The organism is Actinacidiphila acidipaludis (genome assembly GCF_019890725.1).
Lineage (GTDB): Bacteria > Actinomycetota > Actinomycetes > Streptomycetales > Streptomycetaceae > Actinacidiphila > Actinacidiphila acidipaludis.
In genome coordinates this window covers 13,189-38,067 of record NZ_JAINZZ010000023.1, presented here as the reverse complement: position 1 = coordinate 38,067, position 24,879 = coordinate 13,189, and the positions used below count along the sequence as shown (strand labels likewise).

At 70.6% G+C, this 24,879-nt stretch carries 27 protein-coding genes and 1 tRNA gene; 22 read left to right on the top strand and 6 right to left on the bottom strand.

Annotated elements, in window-relative coordinates; all coding sequences use genetic code 11:
• Positions 1–503: 503 nt before the first annotated feature.
• The 5 genes from K7862_RS19280 (at position 504) to K7862_RS19260 (ending at position 7,885) form a co-directional block, all read left to right on the top strand.
• On the top strand, positions 504–2,690 hold the full coding sequence (locus K7862_RS19280; RefSeq protein WP_222964109.1) for an asparagine synthase-related protein: 2,187 nt from the start codon (positions 504–506) through the stop codon (positions 2,688–2,690).
• A 627-nt stretch (positions 2,691–3,317) separates the two neighbouring features.
• Positions 3,318–4,535, top strand: coding sequence for a DNA polymerase III subunit delta' (locus tag K7862_RS19275; protein ID WP_222964107.1), 1,218 nt, complete (start codon positions 3,318–3,320; stop codon positions 4,533–4,535).
• A 301-nt stretch (positions 4,536–4,836) separates the two neighbouring features.
• Complete coding sequence (locus K7862_RS19270) at positions 4,837–5,847, top strand: hypothetical protein (RefSeq protein WP_222964105.1); 1,011 nt, start codon at positions 4,837–4,839, stop codon at positions 5,845–5,847.
• A gap of 189 nt (positions 5,848–6,036) precedes the next feature.
• Positions 6,037–7,635 (top strand): alpha/beta hydrolase, encoded by a 1,599-nt coding sequence (locus tag K7862_RS19265; protein ID WP_372461592.1) that lies wholly within the window; start codon positions 6,037–6,039, stop codon positions 7,633–7,635.
• A gap of 173 nt (positions 7,636–7,808) precedes the next feature.
• Positions 7,809–7,885: transfer RNA gene (locus K7862_RS19260), tRNA-Thr, on the top strand.
• Positions 7,886–7,954: 69 nt separating this feature from the next.
• On the opposite strand, the gene K7862_RS19255 is transcribed toward K7862_RS19260, so the two are convergent.
• Both K7862_RS19255 and K7862_RS19250 read right to left on the bottom strand, forming a co-directional pair.
• Positions 7,955–9,151 carry a tyrosine-type recombinase/integrase gene (locus tag K7862_RS19255; RefSeq protein ID WP_222964101.1) on the bottom strand — a complete coding sequence of 399 codons (1,197 nt, stop codon included), beginning with the start codon at positions 9,149–9,151 and terminating at the stop codon, positions 7,955–7,957.
• 116 nt (positions 9,152–9,267) lie between these two features.
• Positions 9,268–9,948, bottom strand: a complete 681-nt coding sequence (locus tag K7862_RS19250) for a hypothetical protein (RefSeq protein ID WP_222964099.1) — start codon at positions 9,946–9,948, stop codon at positions 9,268–9,270.
• 154 nt (positions 9,949–10,102) lie between these two features.
• Between K7862_RS19250 and K7862_RS19245 the strand changes: the two genes are divergently transcribed.
• The 10 genes from K7862_RS19245 (at position 10,103) to K7862_RS19200 (ending at position 14,946) form a co-directional block, all read left to right on the top strand.
• On the top strand, positions 10,103–10,327 hold the full coding sequence (locus tag K7862_RS19245) for a helix-turn-helix domain-containing protein (RefSeq protein ID WP_222964097.1): 225 nt from the start codon (positions 10,103–10,105) through the stop codon (positions 10,325–10,327).
• A gap of 128 nt (positions 10,328–10,455) precedes the next feature.
• Positions 10,456–10,788 carry a hypothetical protein gene (locus tag K7862_RS19240; RefSeq protein ID WP_222964095.1) on the top strand — a complete coding sequence of 111 codons (333 nt, stop codon included), beginning with the start codon at positions 10,456–10,458 and terminating at the stop codon, positions 10,786–10,788.
• Complete coding sequence (locus K7862_RS19235; RefSeq protein WP_262413437.1) at positions 10,788–11,249, top strand: DUF2742 domain-containing protein; 462 nt, start codon at positions 10,788–10,790, stop codon at positions 11,247–11,249. The genes K7862_RS19240 and K7862_RS19235 overlap by 1 nt, the downstream gene beginning before the upstream one ends.
• Positions 11,250–11,263: 14 nt before the next feature.
• The gene (locus K7862_RS19230) at positions 11,264–12,493 is read left to right on the top strand and encodes an AAA family ATPase (RefSeq protein WP_222964093.1); all 1,230 of its coding nucleotides are present in this window, start codon (positions 11,264–11,266) and stop codon (positions 12,491–12,493) included.
• A 286-nt stretch (positions 12,494–12,779) separates the two neighbouring features.
• Positions 12,780–13,142, top strand: a complete 363-nt coding sequence (locus tag K7862_RS19225) for a hypothetical protein (RefSeq protein ID WP_222964091.1) — start codon at positions 12,780–12,782, stop codon at positions 13,140–13,142.
• 59 nt (positions 13,143–13,201) lie between these two features.
• Positions 13,202–13,456: a hypothetical protein gene (locus K7862_RS19220; RefSeq protein WP_222964089.1), complete on the top strand. Its 255-nt coding sequence runs from the start codon at positions 13,202–13,204 to the stop codon at positions 13,454–13,456.
• The gene (locus tag K7862_RS19215) at positions 13,453–13,635 is read left to right on the top strand and encodes a hypothetical protein (protein ID WP_222964087.1); all 183 of its coding nucleotides are present in this window, start codon (positions 13,453–13,455) and stop codon (positions 13,633–13,635) included. Before K7862_RS19220 ends, K7862_RS19215 begins: the two co-directional genes overlap by 4 nt.
• A gap of 24 nt (positions 13,636–13,659) precedes the next feature.
• Positions 13,660–14,025, top strand: a complete 366-nt coding sequence (locus K7862_RS19210) for a helix-turn-helix domain-containing protein (protein WP_222964085.1) — start codon at positions 13,660–13,662, stop codon at positions 14,023–14,025.
• Positions 14,022–14,372, top strand: coding sequence for a hypothetical protein (locus tag K7862_RS19205; RefSeq protein ID WP_222964083.1), 351 nt, complete (start codon positions 14,022–14,024; stop codon positions 14,370–14,372). The genes K7862_RS19210 and K7862_RS19205 overlap by 4 nt, the downstream gene beginning before the upstream one ends.
• A 79-nt stretch (positions 14,373–14,451) precedes the next feature.
• Positions 14,452–14,946, top strand: a complete 495-nt coding sequence (locus tag K7862_RS19200) for a hypothetical protein (RefSeq protein ID WP_222964081.1) — start codon at positions 14,452–14,454, stop codon at positions 14,944–14,946.
• Positions 14,947–15,244: 298 nt separating this feature from the next.
• Here the strand turns inward: K7862_RS19200 and K7862_RS19195 are convergent, their stop codons facing one another.
• Positions 15,245–15,706 (bottom strand): hypothetical protein, encoded by a 462-nt coding sequence (locus K7862_RS19195; protein WP_222964079.1) that lies wholly within the window; start codon positions 15,704–15,706, stop codon positions 15,245–15,247.
• A gap of 107 nt (positions 15,707–15,813) precedes the next feature.
• Between K7862_RS19195 and K7862_RS19190 the strand changes: the two genes are divergently transcribed.
• Both K7862_RS19190 and K7862_RS19185 read left to right on the top strand, forming a co-directional pair.
• Positions 15,814–16,872, top strand: coding sequence for a site-specific integrase (locus tag K7862_RS19190; protein WP_222964077.1), 1,059 nt, complete (start codon positions 15,814–15,816; stop codon positions 16,870–16,872).
• Between the two features lie 67 nt (positions 16,873–16,939).
• Positions 16,940–17,617: a hypothetical protein gene (locus K7862_RS19185; protein WP_222964075.1), complete on the top strand. Its 678-nt coding sequence runs from the start codon at positions 16,940–16,942 to the stop codon at positions 17,615–17,617.
• A gap of 51 nt (positions 17,618–17,668) precedes the next feature.
• Here the strand turns inward: K7862_RS19185 and K7862_RS19180 are convergent, their stop codons facing one another.
• Positions 17,669–17,968 (bottom strand): helix-turn-helix domain-containing protein, encoded by a 300-nt coding sequence (locus tag K7862_RS19180; RefSeq protein WP_222964073.1) that lies wholly within the window; start codon positions 17,966–17,968, stop codon positions 17,669–17,671.
• A 221-nt stretch (positions 17,969–18,189) separates the two neighbouring features.
• On the opposite strand from K7862_RS19180, the gene K7862_RS19175 reads away from it, so the two are divergent.
• From K7862_RS19175 to K7862_RS19165, 3 genes are read left to right on the top strand one after another with little or no spacing between them, the layout of a single operon-like run.
• The gene (locus K7862_RS19175; RefSeq protein WP_222964071.1) at positions 18,190–18,405 is read left to right on the top strand and encodes a helix-turn-helix domain-containing protein; all 216 of its coding nucleotides are present in this window, start codon (positions 18,190–18,192) and stop codon (positions 18,403–18,405) included.
• Positions 18,405–22,949: a transglycosylase SLT domain-containing protein gene (locus K7862_RS19170; protein WP_222964069.1), complete on the top strand. Its 4,545-nt coding sequence runs from the start codon at positions 18,405–18,407 to the stop codon at positions 22,947–22,949. The genes K7862_RS19175 and K7862_RS19170 overlap by 1 nt, the downstream gene beginning before the upstream one ends.
• A 2-nt stretch (positions 22,950–22,951) precedes the next feature.
• A complete protein-coding gene (locus tag K7862_RS19165; RefSeq protein ID WP_222964067.1) occupies positions 22,952–23,467 on the top strand; it encodes a hypothetical protein in 516 nt (171 codons plus the stop codon).
• Between the two features lie 21 nt (positions 23,468–23,488).
• On the opposite strand, the gene K7862_RS19160 is transcribed toward K7862_RS19165, so the two are convergent.
• Both K7862_RS19160 and K7862_RS19155 read right to left on the bottom strand, forming a co-directional pair.
• Positions 23,489–23,725, bottom strand: coding sequence for a hypothetical protein (locus K7862_RS19160; protein WP_222964065.1), 237 nt, complete (start codon positions 23,723–23,725; stop codon positions 23,489–23,491).
• A 163-nt stretch (positions 23,726–23,888) separates the two neighbouring features.
• Positions 23,889–24,113 (bottom strand): winged helix-turn-helix domain-containing protein, encoded by a 225-nt coding sequence (locus tag K7862_RS19155; RefSeq protein WP_372461595.1) that lies wholly within the window; start codon positions 24,111–24,113, stop codon positions 23,889–23,891.
• Between K7862_RS19155 and K7862_RS38475 the strand changes: the two genes are divergently transcribed.
• Positions 24,078–24,155 (top strand): hypothetical protein, encoded by a 78-nt coding sequence (locus K7862_RS38475; protein WP_372461594.1) that lies wholly within the window; start codon positions 24,078–24,080, stop codon positions 24,153–24,155. The genes K7862_RS19155 and K7862_RS38475 overlap by 36 nt on opposite strands.
• Before the next feature lie 468 nt (positions 24,156–24,623).
• Positions 24,624–24,875, top strand: a complete 252-nt coding sequence (locus K7862_RS19150) for a hypothetical protein (protein WP_222964061.1) — start codon at positions 24,624–24,626, stop codon at positions 24,873–24,875.
• Positions 24,876–24,879: the final 4 nt, after the last annotated feature.

Below are 24,879 nucleotides of genomic sequence, written 5' to 3'. Positions count from 1 at the left end.
TCCGGGAGTTCCGCTGCCACAATCCCCGCGGGTGGCGGACCGGCCCGGGAGGTGCGTTCGCCCCTCCCGGGCCGTCGCCCGGCACCATCGTCGCGCCGGCCGCCACCGCCGGCCCCATCCGGCGCCCCGTCCGCGCACCACGGCCCCACCGTCGCCAGTCCGAGTCCGCCACCGCCTCCGGCACCCGACCACCGCTGACTCGCGGTTGACCGCCACGGCATATCAACTGCGGTATGTGCCAAGGAATTTGGCGCGAACCAGATGTTTCGGTGCGCGCCCGCCCCACCGGTCCCGGTCACCCGTGCATCCACCACGCACCGGCGCTTTCCCTTCGTATTGCGCCCACTTGGGGTCGGCGACGCGGCGCTCCTTGGTGTACCCATGCGCCTCTTTGCGCGCTTCCACGTGGCAGCATGGTCTTTCGGACGTCGGACGTGGCGGCGAGCGGGGCGGGAAAGCACGGTGGCGCCCGCGCCCGCTGTCCACAGCCTGTGGAGGCGGCGATGCGGTGGTTGGTGGGGTGGAGCAGTGCCACCACTGGTCGTTTTTCCGGCGGGAAGGCCCGCACCCTGCTGCCCGTGGCCGGGCAACTCCTTTGGTCCGGCGATGATCCGCTGTGGGCCGTCGGCGACTGGCGGCCCGACGAGATCCGCGTCGTGCACGCCGGACCCGTCCCCAGCGGCGCCGACGGCAGCGCCTACGGCACCTGGGGCGCACCGGACTCCGGCGTCAACGGACACACCCCGTACGGGGGTTACCACGGCTTCGACGCCAACGGCGGCGCGGCGCAGTCCCCGCACGGCGTCGCCCGCCTCGCCGTCCTCGGCCGCTGCGGCGCCACCGACGCCCAGCTGCGCCTGGGACTGGTCGCCGCCCGCGGCGGAGCGCTGCGGCACGTCACCGCCTGGCCCGGCAGCTACACCGCCGTCCTCCAGCTCGGCCGCCGCATCACGGTCCTGGGCGACCTGGCCGGCGCCCGCCCGGTCTTCCACACCCGCTGGTCCGGCGGCACCGCGTACGCCACCGCCGCACTCCCGCTCGCCGACCTCGTCGAAGCCGGCCTCGACGTCACCCACCTCGCGGCCACCCTCGCCTGCCCCGACTCGCCCGAGGCGCTGACCGACGGCACGCCCTACCTCGGAGTGCGGCGCGTACCGCCCGGCCACGCCCTCATCCTGCGCGACGGCACCCCCGAGATCGCCGGCTACGAGCCCACCGCCTCCCTCGCCGTCGGCCACCAGCCGGCCAGCGCCGCCGACGCCGAGGCCGCCGTCGAAGGCGTCCGGGACGCACTCGTCGAAGCGGTCCGCGCCCGCCTCGCCCAGCCACGGTTCGTCCCCGACCCCGGCGAGGCGCCCGCGCCCGGCATCGGCGCCGACCTCTCCGGCGGCAGCGCCTCCGCCACCCTGGCCCTGCTGGCCGCCGGGCTGCCCGGCATGCCCGGCATGCTGCCCGGCGCCCCCGGCAGCCTCGCCGGAGAGCGGCTGCTGGCCGTCACCTTCAACGACCTCGCCGCCGGCGGACAGCCCGGCCGCGAGGCCGAGTTGGCCCGGGCCGGGGCGCTGGCCGCCGACCCCCGGCTGCGGCACGTCGTCGTCGCGGGCGGGGACGAGGCCCTGCCGTACGCCGACCTCACCGGCGACAGCCTCGGCCGGCTCACCGACGAACCCGGGCCCGCGCTCGTCGTCGCCGAACGCCACCGCAGGCGGCTGTCGGCCGGCGGCGCGGACCACATCATGGGCTACGGCGCCCGCCAGGTGCTCGACGCGCACCCCGCCCGCCTGGCCGACCTGCTGATGGACCGGCGCCGGCGCCACCTGGTGCGGCCCGTCGCCGCCCTCACCCGCGCCGACGTGGCCGTGGCCGGGCACCCGCTGCGGGTCCCGTTCACCGTGCCCGTCACCGTCTACCGGGCCGCCCGGCGGCTGGCCCGCACCCCGTACCAGCGCGGCGTCGAGGACATCGCGGCCGCGCTGCTGCGGCACGACGTGGCCACGAGCGGGCTGCCGCGCGGGCCGCTCGGCGCGTCGCTCGCCGCCATGACCTGGGTGCGGCCCGGTCCTGCCGCGCGCTGGCTCACCGGCGAGGCCCTCGCCGAGGTGTCGCTGCGCCTCCAGGACGCCGCCCGGCGCCCGTGGCCGCTGGAACGCCCCGGCGAACGGCGTGCCCGCGCCGCGCTCGCCCGCCACGCCGCGGACTTCCGCGTCCTGGAGCAGGCCGCGGCCGTCCCCTCCCAGCGGCTGCACGCGCCCTTCCTCGACAACCAGGTCGTCCGCGCCTGCCAGGCGCTGCCCGGCGCGCTGCGGGTCCGCCCGGGAGCCCGGGCGGAGGTGCTGCGGGAGGTGCTGCTGGGAGCGGGCGTCCGGGAGTTGCCGCCCGGCTGGGGAGCGCCGTCGCCGTCCGGCGCCGGACCGTCCCGGGTCGGCCTGCGCGCCGCCCTCGACCCGCTGCTCGACCTCTTCGAGGCGCCGCTGCTGGCCGACGCGGGGCTGGTGGAGGCCCGGGTGGTGCGGGACGCGCTGCGCGGCGCCGCGGAGGGGGTGGCGCTGCCCATGGACGGGCTGGCCGACCTCGTCTCCACGGAGCTGTGGCTGCGGAGGCTGCTGGCGCGGCGGGGGTCGTGCTGGACGGGGGCGGATGCGCCGGAGCAGCGGGCTGTTGCGTCGGGGGTTCATCGCTTGACGCTCTAGGGGTTCGCGTGTGGGGTGCCGCTGTCCGTCGGTGCGGGCATGCCTGCCTTGGGCTTGTTTTTCCCACCCGCCCGCCCGTGACGGTTGTCCGTCAGGTGCGGGTCTCTGGTGGTGGGGTCGGGGCCAGTCCGGGAGTACCTCCTCGGAACTGTGCGTGCCGCGTTCTTCCGCTTCTTGACCCGGGCGGATGCACAGTTCCTGCGGGGGCACTCCCTCCCCGTCCCCTCCGGCCTCGTCGGCGGCTGCCGGCCGGTGGGGGGTGAATCGGGTACACCCGGGCGGGCCGGGAAGACCTCTTTACCCCTTGGATCACCGGCAGCCGCCGGGCAGAGCGGAGGGGACGGGGAGGGAGTGCCCCCGCAGGACTTGTGCACCCACCCGCCCAGCCAGAGGGAAGAAGGGTGCACGCACAAGTCCGAGGAGGTACTCCCGGACTGGCACCGACCCATGAACAGGTAACCCGCACCTGACGGACGACGGTCACGGGTGGGTGGGTGGGCAAAACAAGCCCAAGGCAGGGCTACCCGCGCCGACGGACAGGGGCACCGCAGCCCGATGCCTAGGACACGCTGTCCGCCCCGTACCGCAGAATGGGGGGACCCCGGAAAAGGAAGAGGGACGCCCACCATGCCCGTATGGGACGACCTCATCGGCCAGCCCCGCATCGTCGCCGAACTCACGGCCGCGGCGACAGCCGCCGACCGCATCGTGGAGGAGCACCTCGACGCCGCGGGCACGGACGCCAAGGCCTCGGGGATGACGCACGCCTGGCTCTTCACCGGCCCGCCCGGATCCGGCCGTTCCACCGCCGCCCGGGCCTTCGCCGCGGCCCTGCAGTGCACCAGCCCCGACAAGAAGCTGGGCGCGACCCCCGGCTGCGGGTTCTGCGACGGCTGCCACACCGCCCTGATCGGCACGCACGCCGACGTCGAGACCGTCCGCACGGACCTGCTGTCGATCGGCGTGAAGGAGACCCGGGACCTGGTGCGCCGGTCCAGCCTCTCGCCGGCCGGCGGCCGCTGGCAGGTGATCCTCATGGAGGACGCCGACCGGCTGACCGAGGGCGCGGCGAACGTCCTGCTCAAGGCCGTCGAGGAGCCGGCGCCGCGGACGGTGTGGCTGTTGTGCGCGCCGTCCGTCGAGGACGCTCTGCCGACGATCCGGTCCCGCTGCCGCCTGCTGACGCTGCGGACACCGTCCGTCGACGCCGTCGCCGACGTGCTGATGCGCCGGGACGGCATCGACCCCGGACTGGCCGCCCAGGTCGCGCGGGCCACGCAGGGGCACATCGGGCGGGCCCTGCGGCTGGCCACGGACGAGCAGGCGCGGGCCCGGCGCGCCTCGGTGCTGCGGGTGCCGCTGCGCGTCGCGGACGTCGGCGGGTGCCTGCGCGCCGCCCAGGAGCTGGTGGACGCGGCCGCGGAGGACGCCAAGGCCGTGGCCGAGGAGGTCGACGCCAAGGAGACGGAGGAGCTGCGGGCCGCGCTCGGCGCCGCCGCGGGCGCGGGGAGCCGGATGCCGCGGGGCACGGCCGGCGCGATGAAGGAGCTGGCGGACCGGCAGAAGCGGCGTGCCACCCGCACCCAGCGCGACACCCTCGACCTGGCCCTCACCGACCTCGCCGGCTTCTACCGCGACGTGCTCGCGATCCAGCTCGGCGGTACGGCGGACCGCATCGCGAACACGGAGGTCAGGGACGGTATCGAGCAGGTCGCGACGTCGTCCCGGCCCGAGCAGAGCCTGCGGCGCATCGAGGCGGTGCTCGCCTGCCGCGAGGCTCTCGCCGCGAACGTCGCTCCTCTCCTGGCCGTAGAGGCCATGACCCTCTCCCTCCGCGCGGCCTAGCGTTTCCCGCCCCGGCTTCCGGACTGCCCCCGACAAGTGGACGAACGGCACGTGATCAGGGGCGCGAGGAACGGCGCCACCAACCCACCACCGGGCGGAGGCCGGGAACGGCGGCCCGGGGGCACCCCGGAGGCCGTACCCCCTACCGGGCCGGAGGCCTGGTGCACCTGTTCGGGTGATCACACCCCCCACCCCCCGCCACGGCACCGCCAGGACCGCCCCGCGACAGGCGAGGGTGGGGGAGAGGTTCTCCCCGCCGGGCCGGGCGGGAGGGCGCCCGCCGTCCCGAAGGGGTACCGCCGTGGCCGACGCCGTCCTCACCGTGATGCTGCTCGCGGCCGCCGCCGCCACCGCCGTGCTGGCCTTCCGCACCCTGCGGTACTGGCGCGGCGAGCAGGCCGGCCGCGTCTACGAACTGCCCGTCGACCGCCGCGGCACCGTCCTGCGCGCCGGCGCCGCCACCACCTGCGCCGCCCTCGTCGCGATGCTGGCCGTCACGATGTGGCACACCGAGCCCACCGGGCACACCCGCACGGCGGCGGCCACCACCCGCGCGACGACCGCGGCGCCGGTCGTACCTCCGCCGCCCCCGCCCCCGCCGCGGACCCCGCACCCCGCCCCCCCGCCTCCGGAGGTCCGCACCGTCGCGCACCCCGCCGGCGGCACCCTGGAGGTCCTGCGGGACGGGACGCAGGTCTGGCTTCCGCCGCTGTACGACGCCAAGCGGTCGGCCGGCATCGCGTACCCCGTCGTCGTCGTGCACACGACCGACCCCGTGGACCTCTTCAAGGGCTTCGCGGTCGGCGCGCAGCAGCACAAGGCCGACCTGTTCGTGCTGGTCATCCCGCCCGGCTGCGCACCGGCGCCCGGCGCTCAGGGGCCCACGCCGGCCACCGTGCTGGACGAGGTCGCGAGCCGCTACCGCACCCTGACCGCGACCACCGCCCGCGGCATCCTCGGCATCGGCCCGCAGGCGTCCTGCGCGGTGCAGGAGGCGCTGGCCAACGCCGGCCGATACGGCGCCGCCGCCGGGGTCTCCGGCAGTTACGCGACTGCGGCCGCGCTCCCGGGCAACGCGACCGCCGCCGGGACCGGCTCGGCCGCCCACCCGGCGCTGCTGCTGGCCACCGGCCCGGGGGAGAGCGGCCCGCGCACGTCCGGGCACCAGCTCCGTACGACCCTGCACGCCCGCGGCGTCAGCGTCCGCACGCTCGACGGACTGGCGCCGCGGCGCCAGCTGTTCGAGACGGTCGCCGCGTACTTCACCGAGAAGCTCGACGGCCCGTCGCGCATCTCGCACCCGCGCACATGAGGGCGGCAGCCGGTCGTGTCCGGTTTCCGCAATCACTCGAAAGGCGACAGGATGGTCGATCATCGACCGTGCGCGGCCGATACGCTCGCACTTCACCCGACGGGAGGACCCGAGCCGACGATGCCGCACTTCACGCGTCTGAATCCGCGACGTTCCGGTCAGCTGCCGCAGCCTGAGCCCGCCGGTGCGGTGCCCGTCGACGGGGTCCGCCGCGCCCGGTCCCTGCTGAGGATCCCCGCGGCCGTCGTCGTCGCGACCGGTCTGCTGCTGTCCGCCTGTTCCTCGGGCGGGAGCGGCCACCCGGCGTCCGCGTCGTCGCCCGAGGCCGGGGCCTCCGGCGGCTCGTCGGACACGTCGTCCTCGTCGGGCGCCGCGAGTTCCGCCGACCTCGCGCCGTACTACCACCAGAAGCTGAAGTGGCGCAGCTGCGGGGCGGCGGGCTTCGACTGCACGACGATGAAGGTCCCGCTGGACTACGCGCACCCGAAGGCGGGCGGCGACCTCACGCTCGCGGTGGCGCGGAAGAAGGCCGCGGGCCCCGGCAAGCGCCTCGGCTCGCTGCTGGTCAACCCGGGCGGGCCGGGCGGCTCGGCCATCGACTACCTGCAGTACGCGGCGCTCGGCTACCCCGCGGCGGTCACCGCGCGGTACGACATGGTGGCCGTCGACCCGCGCGGTGTGGCCCGCAGTGCTCCGGTGGAGTGCCTGACCGACAAGCAGATGGACACCTACACCGCCGTCGACACCACCCCCGACGACTCGGCCGAGATCACCAAGCTGGAGTCCGCGGACAAGAACTTCGCGGCGGGCTGCGAGCAGCACTCGGCGAAGCTGCTCGACCACGTCTCGACCGTCGACTCGGCCCGCGACATGGACGTGCTGCGCGGGATCCTCGGCGACCAGCAGCTCAACTACGTCGGGAAGTCCTACGGCACGTTCCTCGGCGCGACGTATGCCGGGCTGTTCCCCAAGCGGGTGGGCAAGCTCGTGCTGGACGGGGCGATGGACCCGTCGGTCGGTGCGCTGGAGAGCAGCCGGGCGCAGGCGGGCGGGTTCGAGGTCGCGTTCGACGCGTTCGCCAAGAACTGCCTGCAGCAGGCGTCCTGCCCGCTGGGCACGACGTCGGTCGCCGACGCGGGCAAGCGACTGGACGCGCTGTTCAAGAGCCTGGACGGGCATCCGCTGCCGACCGGGACGTCGCGCAAGCTGACCGAGGCGCTGGGGACCACCGGGGTGATCGCCGCGATGTACGACCAGAGCGCGTGGCCGACGCTGCGGGGGGCGCTGGCCGGCGCGGAGAAGGGCGACGGCGACCCGCTGCTGAAGCTCTCCGACAGCTACTACGAGCGCGACGACTCCGGCAAGTACAGCAATCTGATGTACGCCAACGCCGCCGTGAACTGCCTGGACCTGCCGCCGGCTCTGCGCTCGACGGCCGACGTCGAGCGGGCCCTGCCCGCCTTCCGGAAGGCGTCGCCGCACTTCGGGACGACGCTGGCCTGGTCGTCGCTGGTCTGCGGGTACTGGCCGGTGAAGGCCACGGGGCACGCCGCGAGGATCACCGCGCCCGGGGCGGGCCCGATCCTGGTGGTGGGCACGATCCGGGACCCGGCCACGCCCTACGCCTGGGCCGTCTCGCTGGCCGACCAGCTCGACTCGGGCCACCTGCTGACCTACGACGGCGACGGCCACACCGCGTACGCGCGGGGCTCCGACTGCATCGACACGTCGGTGAACGCGTATCTGCTGGAGGGGAAGGTGCCGGCGAAGGGGACGGTCTGCAAGTGAGGGGCTGCCGCGGGTGCCGGGCGGGCCGGGCCCCGCACGCATCCGGGCCGTCCGAGGGGGTGCCTCTGACCAGCGGGACCTCATGATCGGGACCCTGGTCGGAGCACCCTCCGGAACCCTGTAGACTTTTCCCCGCTGCTGCTGCCACCCTTGGTGATCGCAGTCTCCAGCAAGCCGCCTTAGCTCAGTTGGCCAGAGCAACGCACTCGTAATGCGTAGGTCTCGGGTTCGAATCCCGAAGGCGGCTCCACCTCTGACCTGCACGTTCTTCCCGGAGCGTGCAGGTCTTTTTGATCTCCAGTGGCAATGCCAGTTGCAGTTAGCCCCACAGTGACGTGCCCATCTTGGCTGCTGCATCCTCGGCCAGAGGCGAACTCACATGGGTGTATCGCTGGGCCACGCGCGGCTGTGAGTGGCCGAGGATCTCCATCACCACGCGGAGGCCGACGCCGTTCTCCGTCAGCAGCGTGCCGGCTGTGTGGCGGCCCTGGGCGTGCGTACCGCGGGCTGCGATGCCCGCCTCCTGGAGAATCTCCTGGAGGTCGTCCCAGTCGCGGCGAGGGTCGATCGGGCGGCCGTTGGCCTGGCAGAACACCAGGTCGTTCTCCTCCCACAGTTCGCCGGCCGCCAGGCGCTCCCGCTTCTGCGCCACCCGGTGAGCCCGCAGGGCCGACACCAGCGGCGGCGGGACAGGGACGATCCGCTTGTTCTTGCCCTTGGGTACACGGAAGACCAGGCCACCACCGCGACGCTCCGGGCACGCCTTCGCATGCTTGGTGCAGTTCCTCGCGCACGCCGGCGGACAACCTCGCTTGTACTTCGTGTGCGCCTTGCAGTTCGCCTTGCAGCCCTTGTGGTGGTGCTTCTCGCCACAGGCGTGCGGATCCTCGCAGCCGTGCTGCCAGTTGAGTCGCTGCAGCTGCCAGTGCACCCGCGCCATGCCGGTCTCAAGGTCGAGGTACGACCAGCGCAGGCCGAGAGCCTCGCCCTGCCGTAGGCCGAGAGCGGAACCCACCGACCACCGCACGCCGTTGCGACGCTTGCCCGCGACCTCCAGAGCGGCGCGGGCTTCATCGCGGGTCAAGGGTTCGATCTCTGTCTCAGCCGGAGCGGGTGCGTCCAAGAGGGTCGCGACGTTGCGCGTGATGATCTCGCGCTGCATGGCGACCTTCAGGGCGCGGCTGACGATCCGGTGCACCTTCAGGACCGTCGAGGATGCGAGCCCACGGCGCAGAAGGGCCAGGTACAGCGCATCCAAGTGATCCGGGGTCAGACGGTCGATCCGGTGCTTTCCGATGCCCGGTTCGATATACAGCGCGTTTTTGCTGCGGTAGTCGTCCAGGCTGCGAGGCGCCATGGTGCCGTCCTCGACCTTGCGGGCGCACACGGTGTTCAGGAAGGTCCCCATCCACTGCGCCATAGTCGGCGGCCGGCCAGGCTTGCGGACCTTCCCCGAGTCGCGCTGCTTCTCCAGGTCCCGCACGGCTGCCCGGACCTTAGCCTCGTCGGCACCCATCCGATGACGGCGGTCCGGCCGGCCGTCAGGCCTGGTGCCCACCGTGACCCAGCCGTGCCACTTGCCATCAGACTCCGAGAAGTAGACCGAGGACTCTCCGTTCGCTCGGCGACCGGTCATCCTGCCCTCCCAGTTCGTGCAGGCGGCAAGACGCCGCGCTTACGGGCTTCGTAGATCCATCGGTGGACTGTCCGAACGGGCACGTCGGCGACCTCGGCGATAGCCGGGGCCGGAGACTTGTTCGCCCCAGTGAAGTACCGGTACGCCTCCGCGAGATCCTCAAGGAACTCGGGAGTGATGCGCCCAGCAGGCGGCTTGATGGCAGGGATACGGCCCGCAGGCAGGCCATCCCCTTCCATGGTGTGGAGAGTCGAGCCATCGACAGGGTTGAAGAAGACCGTCGCGACGTCCTCAGTGCTCTCGAAGTAGGCGTCCAGGACGTCGAGAGTGGGCGCCTCGATCTCCATGAGGTCTGAGCCTTCGAGGAAGCTTCTGCGGGCCTCGCCGGCGCGGCGCGCGATGGCCTCGGTGGGGGCGCTGAAGGGGAGCTGCACGAGAAGTTGTGTTAGGGCCTCCTCGATCTGGCTGAGCGGGATCCTGCGCCAGATCCTGCCGCTCAGCGCCTCGGACTCGCCTGCCTGCATGACGGCTGACTGGAGGTCAAGCCGTTCTTTCCCGGGCGAGCCGGTGAGCTGGTAGTGGAGGTACACGGACGGTCCGTCGCCGGTCTGCTCACGCAAGCGCAGCCAGCCCCAGGGCCGTACCTCGATGTCCCAGCGGTCGATATCCCATGCCATGCGATCGAGCATGTCAGCGCGCCACTGCGTGAGCAAGTGGCACCACGCACGTGAGTAAGTGACTCCACATACTTGATCGATGCGCCATGGCGCTCTATGGTGCTGTGTGAGCAAGCGGCTACGCGTACTCGCCGCCACCTACTCAGGAGCCCGAATGACTCGCATCCTCTACCCCGTCCGTGAAGCGGCCGAGCAACTCGGCTTGAGCATCTCCGCCACCCGGAACCTGATCGCGACCCGCGAACTGCGCAGCGTCAAGATCGGCCACTCCCGGCGGGTGCCGGCTGAAGCCCTGCACGAGTTCGTGCGGCGCCTCGAAGCCGAGCAGAACGGAACCGCAGGCGCGACGCCCCCCGCGGACCTGTCCGCCACTGCCTGACACCAGGCGGTTCCGTGACGCCGCCTCTGCACAAGATCCAGCACCGCCGGTGCTGCGCCCGCTACCTGACCGCGAAGGGCCGTTCCAACGGCGCCCGCAGCCTTCGCACTTCGCGAACGGAAGCATCCGTGACCACAAACGAAAACCCCCGGGTCAGCACCCCGGGGGCCTCCACAAACGACAGTGACCAGCACGCCGTGACCAGCGTAGCGCCCAGCACCCTCGACGCGGCAATGGACAACCTGCACGGCCTGACAGACGACCAACTGCAGCGTCTGGCCGACGACATCGGCAAAGCACTCGACGGCCATATGCGGGAGGTACTAAGCGGCGGAGCCGAAGACGCCGTCTCCTTGGCGGCCTGTGCGCGCCTCATCCTGCGCCGACGCCGGTCGGCCGCAGCGCAGGCCCGCGCCGCGCAGATCGTCAAGAGCCTCGCCGACTACGGGAGGGGTGCCTAATGCCGTTCGAGCACACCGACCCCGTAGCCCTCTGGGCCTCTGCTCAGATCACCGACCTCGATCTCGGCGATCTGCCGCGGTACGGCAGCCGGGCATGGCTGCAGCTCACAGCCGACGACCCCAAGCGTGCCGCAGCGATCCTCGTGGCTGCCGAGCAGTGGCGGCGCCACCACATCGAACAGCGGTGGCTCGACGAGCTCGGCGAGTACGACCCCGTGGCGTGGTGGCAGGAAGTCACCCGCGACGCGGACGCCGAAGCCGTCAAACTCGCCCGCCACCTGCGGGGCATGCGCACACAACGCGAGCTCCGCAACGCCGCCAGCAAGTGCGAGGCCATTCCAGTGCGGGCCTCCAACGGCTGGCCGCCAGTTGCCGTCCCCGGCCGACCCGGCTGGCGCCGCTGCCTCGTCAACGGCCAGCAGACCGACCTGAACAGCGCCCCCCAGGAGACAGCCGCGTGACCAGCCCTCGCCCCATGGACCCCGCACTGCGGGGGCTCGTCGCGCTGCCTAGCGTCGCGCCGGACCTAGGGGAGTGGCCCGAAGGTGCAGTTCTCCGACGGCCAGTACCTCAGGAAGCGCCGGCGGACGACCGTCCCGAGGGGCCGAGCCGCAAGCTGGTGCTCACTCCTGCCTCTCGGATCAAGATCCGGCCGGTTCGCTGGCTCTGGGACACGACCCCGGACGGGCAGCCGCCGACCTCGCACGGCCGCATTCCGCTCAACTCACTTGCCCTCGCCGCAGGTGGACCGGGTCTCGGGAAGTCACAGTTCGCCGTCTGGGTCACGTCCCAGGTCACCCGGGGCACGCTCCCTGGTCAGCTCCTTGGGCAGCCCCGCGGAGTGGTGTACGCGGCCACCGAGGACTCGTGGTCCTACACCATCGCGCCCCGGCTGATCGCCGCTGGCGCCGACATGGATCTCGTGTTCCGGGTGGACGTCGTAGACGACGAGGCCCTGCACGCTCGTCTGACCCTGCCCACGGACATCTCATTGCTCGGTAAGGCCGTCGAGGAGTACAGCGTGGCGCTGGTGGTCGCTGACCCCCTGCTTTCGATGATCGACAGCACCATCAACGACTACCGGGCCGCAGAGGTCCGCTCCGCCCTCGAACCGCTCGTCGCGGCAGCAGACCGGCACCACTTCACCATCCTCGGCCTGGCCCACTTCACCAAGGCAGGGACCGCCGACCCACTCACCCGGGTCGCCGGGTCCGGCGCCTTCGGCCAGCTCATCCGCAGCCTCATCGCCTTCGCCAAGCAGGAAGACGACGAGGGCAACGACGAGTTCGTCATGAGCTTGGAGAAGAACAACCTCGGCCGGCTCGGTCTGCCGTCGTTCTCTTACGGAATTCAGTCGGCGATCGTCGACACCGACGAAGGCCCCTCCTATGTGTCGCGATTCGTCCTCGGCGACGAATCCACAACGTCCGTTCGCGACGTCATGCGCGCCGAGACGCAGCCCGACGAGCGGGGAGCGGTCGGTGAGGCGCAGTCGTGGCTGCAGGACTTCCTCACCGACTTGGGCGGCTCCGAGCGACTGCCGGAGATCAGGAAGTACGCACGGGCCGCGGGGTTCAGCGAGTCAGCCATCGACAGGGCCAAGCGGAAACTCGGCATCAGGTCCCGTCAACAGGGCTTCGGCAAGGAGAAGGCCGCTCACTGGTACCTGCCCGAGGCGTGGGTCGACGGGAGCGCCGATGCCTGACTCCTCGCGCGCGCGTACACGTGCTGACGCGATTGCGGGATTGACGGGATTGGCCGCGGCCTGCGGGTTCTCAACGTCAGCCAGTGACGTGATTGGTGACGCGATTGGTGACGACTGCCGGGATTGGAGCCAACCTCGACGTTTCCCCCAAAACCGCAGGTCAGAACCAATAACGTCAACCACGTCAGGCTCCCTCCAATCCCGTCACCAATCACGTCAACGCATCACCGCAGGTCAGAACCAATCCCGTCAATCACATCAATCAAATTTGCGTGTAGGAGACCGCATGGGACGCGACTACAGGTTCAACACGATCGACTTCCGCCCGGCCGCACCGGGCTGGCGCTACGTCGTGCTCGCCGAGGACGGCACGATGCAGGTCCTTCCCCTGCCGGGCTGGCTCATCCAAGAAGAGATCGAGTACCCCTCCGCTGGTAGCGACGACGGCACCCCGACCGGGTCACGGCGAGTCGTCGCGGCGCGCATGGAGGACGACTACGTCGAGGCCTTCAGCAGCATGCCGTCCTTCTGGTGCGTCATCGGTCCGGGAGAGGACGAACCCTCGCAGCAAGAGGTCGCCGAGGAGCAGGGACGCCGTGAGGCGTTCCGCAATCGGCAGCAGGCTCGGAAGGACAACCCCACCGCGTGAAAGCCGGGCCCGCGGATATCGGGCCCGGCACCCGATCAGCATCCCAGAAGGAGCCCACGATGCCCGACGTCATCCCCGCCGCGCCCGGCTGGTACCTCAAGGAGATCTACGAGGACGGCGAGACCAACCTTGACCCGATCATCGCCTGGCAGGTAGCGACCACCGCAGACGGCGAGGCCACTCTGCTGCCGTTCGTCGACTCCCTCCCCGGCTCACCGCCGTTCGCGCACACCGAAGGGTCGTTCAAGGAGCACCGTCGCCACGTCGTCTACCTGCCGTCTCACGACCCGGCCACCGGGGGTGAGGCGACATGACGAACGTCAACGACGTCGTGGCCGCGAAGGTCGAGGCGGCCCGCCAGCGGATAGCCGCCGAGAAGGCCGACCGGGAGCGGCGGAAGCGGGCCCGCTCCGCCGGCCTCGCCGCGAGGCACGCCCGCAAGCTGCTCAACCTCGGCGTCAGCAACGCCACCCCCGCGCCGAGCGGGGCCTGACCCACCCGAGAGGGGTGACCGAAGATGACCGTTACCGCCCTGGACCAGAAAGCGCGGGCAGCCGCCCTGCTGGCCCGAGGACTGTCCACCGACAAGGTTGGCGAGGAAGTGGGTGTATCGGGGCGAACCGTTCGAAGGTGGCGCGAAGACCCCTCCTTTGAGGCCGATGTTCAGGCCGCCCGCCGCGAGATCCTCAGCGAGATCACCGACGCCATCGGGGCCGCCGCCCGGGACGCCGTGGACGCGCTGCATCAGGCACTGAAAGACAAGTCGCCGGCGATCCGCGTGCGGGCCGCAACGGCTCTACTCGGCGCGCTACCGGGAGTGCGTGAACACCTCGACCTGGCAGAGCGCATCGCGGAGATCGAGGCGGAGCGGGGCGCAGCGTGAGTACCCGCAGTCTGCGCGCCCGCTTGGAACGCTTGCCCGCCAGGCCGGGCGCGGACGCGCTGTGCGTGCACCACGGCGACCTGTGCGAGATCGGTACTCGCCCGCTGCCGGAGATCTACGTGATGGCCATCGAGGCCCGGCGGAGGCTCGGGCGTGAGGTACCGCCGCTGGACGAGCACCGCGCGATGACGCCGGCGGAGCGCCGTCGGTACGACGAGCGGGCCGCGGAGCTGATCGCCGAGCAGGAAGCGAAGAACGAGCGGGCCGTGGCGGCCCTGCAGGCCGAAGCGGAAGCTCGCCGCGTCGTCGATGCTGCGGCCCTGCATCTGCCCGAGGGCCTGTCGTGACCGCGGGCGCCACGGCCCGGCCGCCACCAAGAGAGCTGGCGAGAGATGACCAGCACACCCATTCGAGTAGGAGAGACCAATGATCGACATCAAGGGCCAGCCCCTCGCGTTCAGCATCGCCGGCGACCGGCAGCACTCGTTCATGCTGCCCGCCGACCGCACCGTGATCCCGGAGCCCGTCGCCAAGGCTCTGACCAAGGCCACGACCGTGCGCGACAAGAACGCCAAGGACGCGGCCAAGACGACCCACAACTACGCGGCCCGCGCCGAGGCGAACCAGGCACTGAAGGACGCCCTCGGTGACGTGTACGAAGCGGCAGCGGCCGGCGCGTCCGCGGCGTGCGACCAGTACCAGGCGGCCTACGACCACGGCGCCCGCAGGTACGCCCGCGCCCTGGCCGAGGCCCAGGAGGCGCTGCAGCAGATGGCGACGGCCCGGCAGATGTGGTCGCAGGCCAAGCACGGCCATGGGGTGGGCCTGGACACGGCCGCGAACCCGGGGATCGCCCTGCTTCACGGGTTGGGCGAGGAACTGAGCCGACTGCCGCAGCTCCCGGCGATCGACGGGCGGTGACCGGCGTGGGTGGGGAGAAGACGACCAGGCCGCCGACGACGGGCGAGGTGCACGCGGCGCGGCTGCGGGGTGCCGAGGATCCGTGGGCGCCGATCGAGGTCGACAACAGGCCCACGGGTGTCCGACTGGCGGAGCGTATCGAGCCGCTGCCGACGTCCAGGAAGCCTGAGGGGATGGGTACCGCAGAGTGGTACGCGACCCGGGGGCGGTTGATCGATTCGCCTGAGGATGAATCAGGCGCCGCCTGAAATTCACCACTCGATGAAATGCCCCGCCGGCCGCAGACGGCGGGGCTTCGTCATGCCCTCGGTGCCGCAGGTCTCCTCGGGTTGAGATGCCCGTCAAGTAGCCGCATGATGTTGGCCGCAGCATGCTGGAACCTTTCGGCCTCTTCCGAGCCAGGCACAGCCTTGCTGGGGTCGGTCTCCTGCAGCACTTGCGCCTGATCGGCTACGGCGCGAAGCACCGATCGCACGATGTCGAGGTCCTGCTGCGGGGTCCCGTAGTAGTCGAAGTCGACGTCCCGCGCGGAGCGGCGCGTGTTGCGGAGCTTCCTCTCCAGCTCGCGTATCAGCCCCGCTTCTTCCCCCGGGCCCAGCAGGCGGACTCGGAGACAGGCTTCGGAGCAGTAGACGGACTCTTCGCCGTCGGGGTCGAGGTTGGCCGTCCTGGCGTGGACTTGGCCTTTCGTGTGCACGCGGAGCCAGCCCTTACGGCAACGGATGCCGCACGTCTGGCAGTTGCGTTCTCTGGTCGACATGTCACGGTCCTTCCTTGTCGTCCTAGAAGCACTGTATGGGGCCCAGCCGACAGTCCGCGGTCCTCTTAGCTCCCTGGCCGATCTGACTCCTGATAACGTTTCTTCTCATGAGCCAGAGTTCCGAGATCGCTGTACGCGCCAACGGTTCGTCAGGCGCTCTCGACAATCGCACCCCTGCCCTCTCCGGTGCCGCCCGGGCCGCACTCGAAGCCGGGACCGCCGACTCCACCCGCCGCGCCTACTCCGCCGACTGGCGAGCCTTCACCGACTGGTGCACAACCGTCGACCTCGCCCCGCTGCCCGCGACACCCGAAACAGTCGTCGAGTACGTCACGCACCTGACGACCACACCGCGGCCCAAGACCGGCCGGCCGTACTCGCCCAGCTCGATCGAGCGGACCATCGCCGCGATCCGCACCGCGCACACCGCAGCGAACCTGACGCCGCCGTCGACCAAGGGCGCCCGCATCGTCCTGCGCGGCTACCGCGACCGGCTCGCCCGCGCCAAGGACCCCGCGGCCCGCACCCGCAAGGCGCAGCCAGCCGTGCCCGAGGCGCTGCGCGTCATGGTCGGCACCCTCGACCGAACGACCCTCATCGGCAAGCGGGACGCAGCACTGCTGCTGCTCGGCTACGCCACCGCGGCCCGCGTCTCCGAGCTCGTCGCGCTCGACCTGGCCGACGTCGTCGAGACCGAGCAGGGCATCGACGCGCAGGTGTACCGGCGGAAGATCAAGAGCTTCACCGACACGGCCGTGCCCTACGGTTCGAACCCTGCCACGTGCCCCGTTCGGGCTGTGCGTGCCCTACGAGACGCCCTCGCGGAAGCAGGCCGGACGGATGGCCCGTTGTTCGTCCGCATCGACCGACACGGCCGCCTGGCCCCGCCGATGTACCGGCAGGGTGTGTCGATCGGCGACCCGGCGGGGCGGCTCACTCCACAGGCCGCTGCACAGGTTGTCGAGAAGTCCGCCGAGGCTGCGGATCTCGAAGGTGAGTGGTCTGGGCACTCGCTGCGCCGTGGGTTCGCGACGGCCGCTCGGAAGGCCGGGCACGACCTGGTGCGCATCGGGCGGCACGGGGGATGGGCTGACGGCTCGAAGGCCCTGCTCGGCTACTTCGAAGATGAGGATCGCTGGGAGGAGAACCCAGTCGCCGGCCTGTAGCGCGGCGGTTGGGGCCATTGTGGGGAGTGTGCGGTGCTGTCCGAGTCAAGGCGGCACCATCTTCACCATGACTCATCAGGACTGGATCACCGCCATCGCGACGGCGATCGCTGCCGCAGTCGGCGGCCTCGCTGGCGGATGGTTGGCGCTCATTGCCGCCAAGCAGACCAACCAGGAAGCGAAGGCCCTCGCCCAGCAGGACCGCGAGGCCCAAGCCGAGTTGGCGGCAGCCCAACAGCGCGCCGCGCTGGCAGCCGCTGCCGACGAACGTGAACTGAACCGTCGCGAGCAACGAGACTCGATCGCTCGGAACGCGGCCGTAGAACTTCTAGGGCGAATAGGGGCGGTTGACCGCGTGCTCCCCAATCTCCAGTTGCTCAAGAGGCCCAGGCCGGGCGGGAGTGAGGACGAACGCCGTATCGCTTCGCGTGAGGCGCTTGAGTGGCTCAAGGGCGGGCAACGTGAGGAACTGCTGCTTGTGAACAATCCCGTGGTCGTGAGTCGTTACCGCCATCTGGCCCGCCTGGCGAGTGAACTCACAATGGATCTGGGCAGCGAGATCGTGGTCAACCGGGCGATCCAGGACGTGTCGAACTATGTGAAATACGTGCTCATCACTCTGCAGGCGTTCGTTGATGGCGATGAGCTGCCGGAGGAGACGGCCCCGCCCATCCTGCGGCGTAACGAGAACGACGGGTCCACGTGGATGCCGTCGCTGATCCCAGAGGACTGGGATCGCATCTGACGTCTTGCAGAGCCCCGTCGCCTGGCGTGACGGGGCTCTGTCATACCCGGGTCAGCAGGCTCGCGCGCGGTAGTTCGCCACCATGCGGCCCATGCCTCGCCACGGGTGTGCGTCCTGGCGCCGCTGTGCGTCGGCGTACAAGGCGGCCAGAGTGTCGGCGGTGAGGGGAAGGACTGCGGCCAGGCGGTCGATGACCAGGCGCCCCGGGGCTCGCTCGCCGCGTTCGAGGGCGCCGAGGTGTTCGGTGCTGATGCCGGCGCGCTGTGCGGCTGTGGCTCGGTCGAGGCCGGCGGCTCCCCGGGCTGAGCGGATGGTGCTCCCGAATGGCGCTGCAGTGGAGTGGATGCCCATGGCCTGCATTCTGCCTTTGAATCGAAGGTGCACAAGCCTCTGGACCTAGGAATCAGTGCCTCGCTCGCATATCATGCGAGGTGAGGACACACCCGCACGCCAACGCCCGCACGCGTCTACCGGGATGGGAAGCGCAGGCACAGGGCAACGGAGACGGCCCGTGATGGGCGGCCCCGACGGCGGTCCCCGACCGATCCGTTCACTCACTGGGGGTACGCCCAATGCCCGCCTTCTCTGGTTCCCGTCTGCGCGCTGCGCGCCGTGCAGCCGGTCTCTCGGCCGACGCCCTGGCGGAGACTGTGGCCCGCTCCGCCTCGGTCGTCTGGTCGTATGAGGAGGGTCGGGCACGGCCCCCGGTGGACGTGGCCGCCGGCCTTGCGGCTGCGGTCGGCGTCACCCTCGACGAGCTGCTCGATGACCCGCTGGTGGTGGCGTGATGGCAGGCGGCTCGTTTCGCATTGCCGAGGGTTATGTCGAGGTCACCGCAGACCGCGAGGGCTACGACCGCACGATTGACCGGCTGAAGTCGGAACGGAACGTCGTCAAGGTTGGGCTGTCGCTCGATGACAGGGACTTCTCTGCGCGGCTGGATCGGCTGACCAGGGAACGGACCCTCGGAGTCCGGCTCAACCTCGACGACGCCGCGCTGGCCCGGCTGAAGCTCAACGACATCACCGTCCGGATCAACCCCAGCATTCCTGATGCCGCGCTGCGCCGTGTCCAGGGCCAGTTGGACAAGCTCACCGCCGAGCGCGTAGTGCGGATCCGCGCCGACGTCGACACCCGCGTCGGAGCGGCGGAGATCCGTAACCTGATCCAGCGGCGCACGGCCCGTATCGGCGTGGACGTCGACACCCGTGTCGCCGCGGCGGACCTGGCGAACTTGACCCGGACCCGCACGGTCAACGTCAATGCGAACGCCCGCACCGCGGACGCGCGTCTGCAGTTGGACCGGCTTGCCCGTGACCGGCACGCGAACATCGACGTGGGCATCGGCGGCGGCGCGGGCGCGTCCGGTGGCCTGAGTGTGCTGTCGTCGGGGATCTCCAAGCTCGTCGCCGCGGCGGTTGGTGCCGCGCCTACCCTCGCTTCCCTCGGCGAGTCCCTGATCCAGATGGGCCCGGCCGCAGCGGTCGCCGCCCCCGCGGTCCTGGCGTTGGGGTCCGCGTTCGCCGCAATCAAGATCGGCACGTCGGGAATCTCCGACGCGTTCAAAGCCGCGTTCCAGCCGGCCGTCAAGGGTGCGTCGGCGGCGCTGTCCGGGGCGAAGGCCGTGGAGTCGGCGCAGCGCTCGCTGGCGAAGGCTGTGCAAGCGGAGAAGGACGCCGAGGTCAACGCTGCCGCAGCCCGAGCGCAGGCCGCCCGCGCGGTCGGGGACGCCGAGCAGAACCTGAAGAACACCTACCGGGACGTCGCGGACGCCAACCACCAGGCCGCCGAATCGCTGGCCGCGGCCGAGCGGGACCTGACGAACGCGCAGAAGCAGGCACGGCAGGCGCAACTTGACCTGACGCAGGCCCGCAAAGACGCGGCCATGTCCCTCGAAGACCTCAACAACTCCCTCGTCGACTCGCAGCTCTCCCAGAAGCAGGACGTCCTCAACCTCGCCGACGCGGAGAAGAAACTCGCCGCTGACAAGGCCGCTGGCCTCGACCAGAGCAGCGAGCAGTACCAGAAGGACGAGCTGGCGCGGGACCAGGCCGCGCAGGCGCTGAAGGAGCAGCAAACCCAGACGCAGCGCCTCCAGGACCAGGCCGATGCGGCGAACAAGGCCGGCGTCGAGGGTTCGCAGCAGGTCGTTGACGCGAAGCAGAAGATCGCCGACGCGAACCAGACGGTGTCGGACTCCGAGCAGAACCTCGCCGACGCGCAGGCGGCTTCCGCGAAGACGCAGCAGGACGGGCTGCAGCAGATCGCGAAGGCGCAGCGGGACCTCGCAGACGCGCAGGCCGCGCAGGTGAAGGCCGCAACTGACGGAGCCCGGCAGATCGCCGACGCCCAGCAGAACATCGCCGACGCGGCAAACGCGGTTGCGGAGGCCCAGCAGTCCGCGGCTTTGAAGACCGGCGGCCTCAGCGACGCCATGGCGAAGCTGTCGCCGAACGCGCAGGCGTTCGTGAACACCGTCATCGGTCTGCGGGCAGCATGGACCGCGTTGAAGCTCGACGTGCAGAACGCCCTGTTCGCCGGGCTGTCGACAACGCTGGCCAGCATGGCGCACGCAGCACTCCCGGACCTCCGCACCGGCTTGGTGGGCACCGCCGGGGTCCTCAACACCATGGCGAAGAACGCTGCCGGTGCGGTCACGAACCTCGCGAAGACCGGCACGCTCAAGACCCTGTTCGCCGGGCTCAATGATGCCTTGAAGCCACTGGCGAAGATCCCGGGGCAGTTCATCACCGCCCTCAGCCAGCTCGGCGTGGCCGCTCAACCGGCGTTCAAGCGAATCACCACCGCGACGGCCGGTATCGCCGACACCATCAGTCAGAAGCTCGCCACGGCGTTCAAGTCGGGTGGCCTGACCAGCGCCATCAACAACGCTCTCGACATCGCGAAGCAGTTCGGGAAGCTGATCGGCAACATCGCCGGGACCATCGGGAACGTCTTCAAGGCCGCGGCGGCCGGCGGAGGTGACGCGCTGGGCACGCTCGGCGCGGTCTTCGCGGAGCTGCGCAAGGTCACCGCGATGCCCGAAGTGCAGAAGGCCCTGGCGAGCATCTTCACCGCCGTGAACGCGGTCGCGAAGCTCGTGGCGGGCACACTCGGGTCGGTCATCCAGGCCGCGCTGCCGCTGCTCGCAGCCCTGGCGCCGTTCGTGACGCAGCTCGCCAACTCGCTCGGCCCGGTGCTCTCGCAACTCGCCAAAGCCCTCGGTGCGGCGCTGCTGCCGATCGCAAAGCAGCTCGGCCCGGTGCTGAGCGTCGCGGGCACGCTGCTGGTCGGCCTGGTGCGCGCAATTACGCCGCTGCTCAAGCCGATCGGTGACATCCTCTCCGCGATCATTACGGCTCTGATGCCGGTCTTTACGCAGGTCGTCGGGGCGCTGATGCAGCTCTTCACGGCCCTGTCCGGGCCGCTGACTCAGATCCTGGCGTCGTTGGTGCCGCTGGTCGGCCCGCTGCTGCAGCTCTTTACCGCGCTGTCCATGGCGATGCTTCCGCTCGTGCCGCAGATCCTCCAGCTCCTGCCGCCCCTCACGCAGTTGACGCTGGCCCTGGTCAACCTCGCGGTGCAGGTGCTCACGCCGCTGGTGCCCCTGGTGACCGGGCTCGCCGCGGTCTTCGCCGGCGTACTGAGCGGCGCCCTGACAGTCCTGATCCCGGTCATCAACGGCCTGGTCGACGCTCTGACAGCGCTCGTGAACGCCACGAGTGCCGGCGTGACAGCCATCGCGGCTGCCTTCTCCTCGATGTGGACTCAAGCCAAGAACATCTTCAGCGGACTCGGCCGGGACATCAGCAACCTGTGGCGAAACATGTGGACCGGGCTCCGTAGCGCCTGGAACTCCTTCTGGTCCGGGCTGTCGAGCGCTGTGTCCGGTGCCTGGAACTGGGTGCGGTCGTCGGTGTCGAGCCTGCGTTCCTCGATCTCCGGAACATGGTCAGGCCTGTGGAACGGCGTGAAGAGCACCTTCTCCTCGATCATCGGCACGGTGCAGTCCCGGATCGGATCGTTCGCCACGGCCGCGAAGTCCATCTTCTCCGGGCTCCGGGACTCGCTCGGGACGATCTGGAACGGGGTGAAGGAGAAGTTCGCCGCACCAGTCCGGTTCCTGATCAGCACGGTGTACGGCAAGGGCATCGAGAAGATGTGGAACACCGTCGCCTCGAAGATCTCCAGCAAGATCACGCTGCCGAACGTGCCTCTCGGGTTTGCCACGGGTGGCGTCGTGCCGGGCCAGGGCACCAAGGACACGGTGCCCGCCATGCTCACCCCCGGCGAGCGGGTGCTGTCGCTGGCGCAGGTGGCCAAGCTCGGCGGGCACGCGGCGATCGACCGGATGGTGGGCGTCAGCCGCAACACGGGCCCTTACTTCGGCATCGGCGGCACCATCGGGAACATCGCAGGGACGATCGGAGGCAAGGTCAAGGGCGCGGTCACCGGGGCCGTGGACTGGGGAGCTGATCTCGTCCGGGGCGGTCTCGCCAAGGCCGCCGCGGCGGGCATCAAGGCCATCGTGCAGCCCCTCATCGACCGGATCCCGCTCGGCGCCGGCGACTTCGCGAAGCTGGTCAAGGCTGTGCCGACTGCGGCCCTCGGTCACCTCCTCGACTTCTTGAAGGACGACGACAAGAAGAACAATGCCGGGCAGATCGCCTACAGCCCCTCCGCCGGCGTGGCGCAGTGGGCGGGTGTCATCAACCAGGCGCTCGGCCTGTTGGGGCAGCCCACATCGTGGCTCGGCACTGTGGAACGGCGCATGAACCAGGAGTCCGGCGGCAACCCGCGGGCGGTGAACCTGTGGGACAGCAACGCGAAGGCCGGCTACCCGTCGACCGGCCTCATGCAGGTGATCCGCCCGACGTTCCAGACCTACGCCGGCAAGTTCCGCAGCACCGGCCCGTTCATGTACGGGGTCTCGGTCGACCCGCTGGCGAACACCTATGCGGGCCTGAACTACGCCGAGCACGCCTACGGCTCTCTCGCGGCGCTGAATCGGCCGGGTGGGTACGACAACGGCGGGCCGCTGCCGGCGACCAAGCATCCGATCCCGGTGTGGAACACGTCCGGGCGTCCGGAGCAGGTGCTGACCGCGCAGCAGTCGGGCCTGCTCAACCAGGCGCTGGAACGGCTGTCGACCACTCAGCCTTCGGGCGGAGACCACTTCACCATCAATGTTGAGGTCACCGGCGGCTTCGACCTTCGCACGACCGGGGACCGCAAGAGGTTCGCGAAGGATGTTGTCGACGAGATGGCCATGGCCATTCGGGACCGGGACCGGGCTCTGCACCGGCCCGGCATCAGGAAGGGAAGTTACTAGTCGTGAGTCTGCCGGAGCTCGACGAGAATCCGCACACGGCCGTGCAGCTCGCCGTGCGGGCCGTACAGCGGGCGTTCTGGGGGGATGGCGATCTGCGGGCCGCCTGGCCTCTCCTGGACCCGCTGCTGCGGCGTTGCTGGGTGATGGCGTGGCTTGCGCCGCAGCGCGGCGAGGTGCGGCGGCTGGGGTATGACCCGGACGACGTCGTCGAGGCGTTCGTCGCGGACTACCCGCGGCACCGTCTGTGGTCAGTCTTCGAGTGCGGGCAGGTGACGTTCCTGGAGGAGTCCGCGCCGGCCGACATCACGACGTGGGGGATCTCCGCGGAGCCCACGGTCGTCGGCGTCGACATGGAACTGCTGGCGCTGTGGCCGGTGCCGGAAGACGGGACGGACCAGGTCGCGGATGACGCCAAGTGCGTGCCGTTCCTGATGCGCTACGACGACGAGGCCGGCTGGCGACTGCTGAACTTCTTCAGCATGGACGTGCCCGTACCCGGCTGGCCGCCAGCTTGGTAAAGGGCAGGCGCCCTCGGTGAGCTAGTAGTCGTCGCCGCGGCGCTTGCCCGTCGCCATGAGCCAGGCGCCGGGGTCGTAGGTCTGGATGGTGGTCCACCTCTGCTCACGGCTTTCTAGGACAGCTAGAGCGCCACCAGGCAGGATCTCGTACACCGTGACGCCGCCATCGGTGTCCATGTACTTGTCCTCCGGCGGTGCCTCATCTTCGGGCGTCTCCGGATGGACCATCGCTCTGCTGAGGCTCACATTCACGGCCATGACTCGACGGTAGGCCCGGCCCGGTGGATCCGCTCGTCGACCGCCAGACAGTAAGCCTCCTACCGCATAGAGGGTGCGGTGAGCGCGCCCTGACCTGTGCCTTTTCGTGGCGCGTGGCACCAAGATGGCACCCCGGGCAGGTCGCCGCCGCCGGCCCGATCGCTCACTCCTGCGGAGCCGTGATGACGAACGTCCCCTTGTTGGGGAGCGTCGCCACCAGGCCCCGGTCCCGCAGCTCAGCGACCGCGCGCCGCGCCGTCCCAGGCGCCACCCCGTACTGCGCCCCCATCTCGCGCTCGTTCGGCAACCGTGCGCCCACCGGCAGCCGCCCAGACCGGATGTCCGCCTCAACCTGGTCGGCCACCTCGACGTACACGTACTGCGGCAGCTCGCTCATGATCCGGACGCTATGGCGGACCGGTGCACCTAGCATCCGTAGGTGGCCGTATGGGGCGCCATGTAGCGGGGTATAGCGGTAGCGTCTGAGCAGCAGAAACCCCCGCAGCCGATGGCACGGCCCGGGGGTGTGGACGACTGGTTGGAGTCGACATGTCAGAGGCTACTGGCGAAGACGCCCCGGGCACAGCACAAGAGCAGGCCACAACAGAGGCGCCGCGGCCGAATGCGTGGGCCATCTACCGGGCTCACTGGCGTGGCTGCTCGCAGTGCACCCACAGTGTGTGGCGCTGCCCCGAAGGCGACGAACTGTGGAACGCGTACCTGTACGGATAGAACCCGCGTGCGCCCTATCCGGCCTGGCGGGGCGCTTCGTCGAAACGACCGCGACGACAGGGGTGGGAGCGCTACGGTATGGCCCCTCACATACCGATCTGGGGGGATCATGACACCACCACCGCAGACCGTGGTGACCCGACGCGGCGCGAACCACGGGCTTCACGTGTTCCTGAGCATCATCACGTGCGGCCTCTGGGCCGTCACCGGCTGGCCGATCGCGGCTCTCATCGGCCGCCGGACCAGGACCACGGTGTACCCGCAGCCGCCGCAGGGGTACTACCCGCCGCCGCCCACCTACGGGCAGCAGCCGCCACCCCCGGGATACGGCTACCCGCCTCAGCAGCAGCCCCCCGGCTACGGGTACCCGCCCCAACAGCCGCCGCCGAGCGGCCAGTACGGACCTCCCCAGACATGACGAC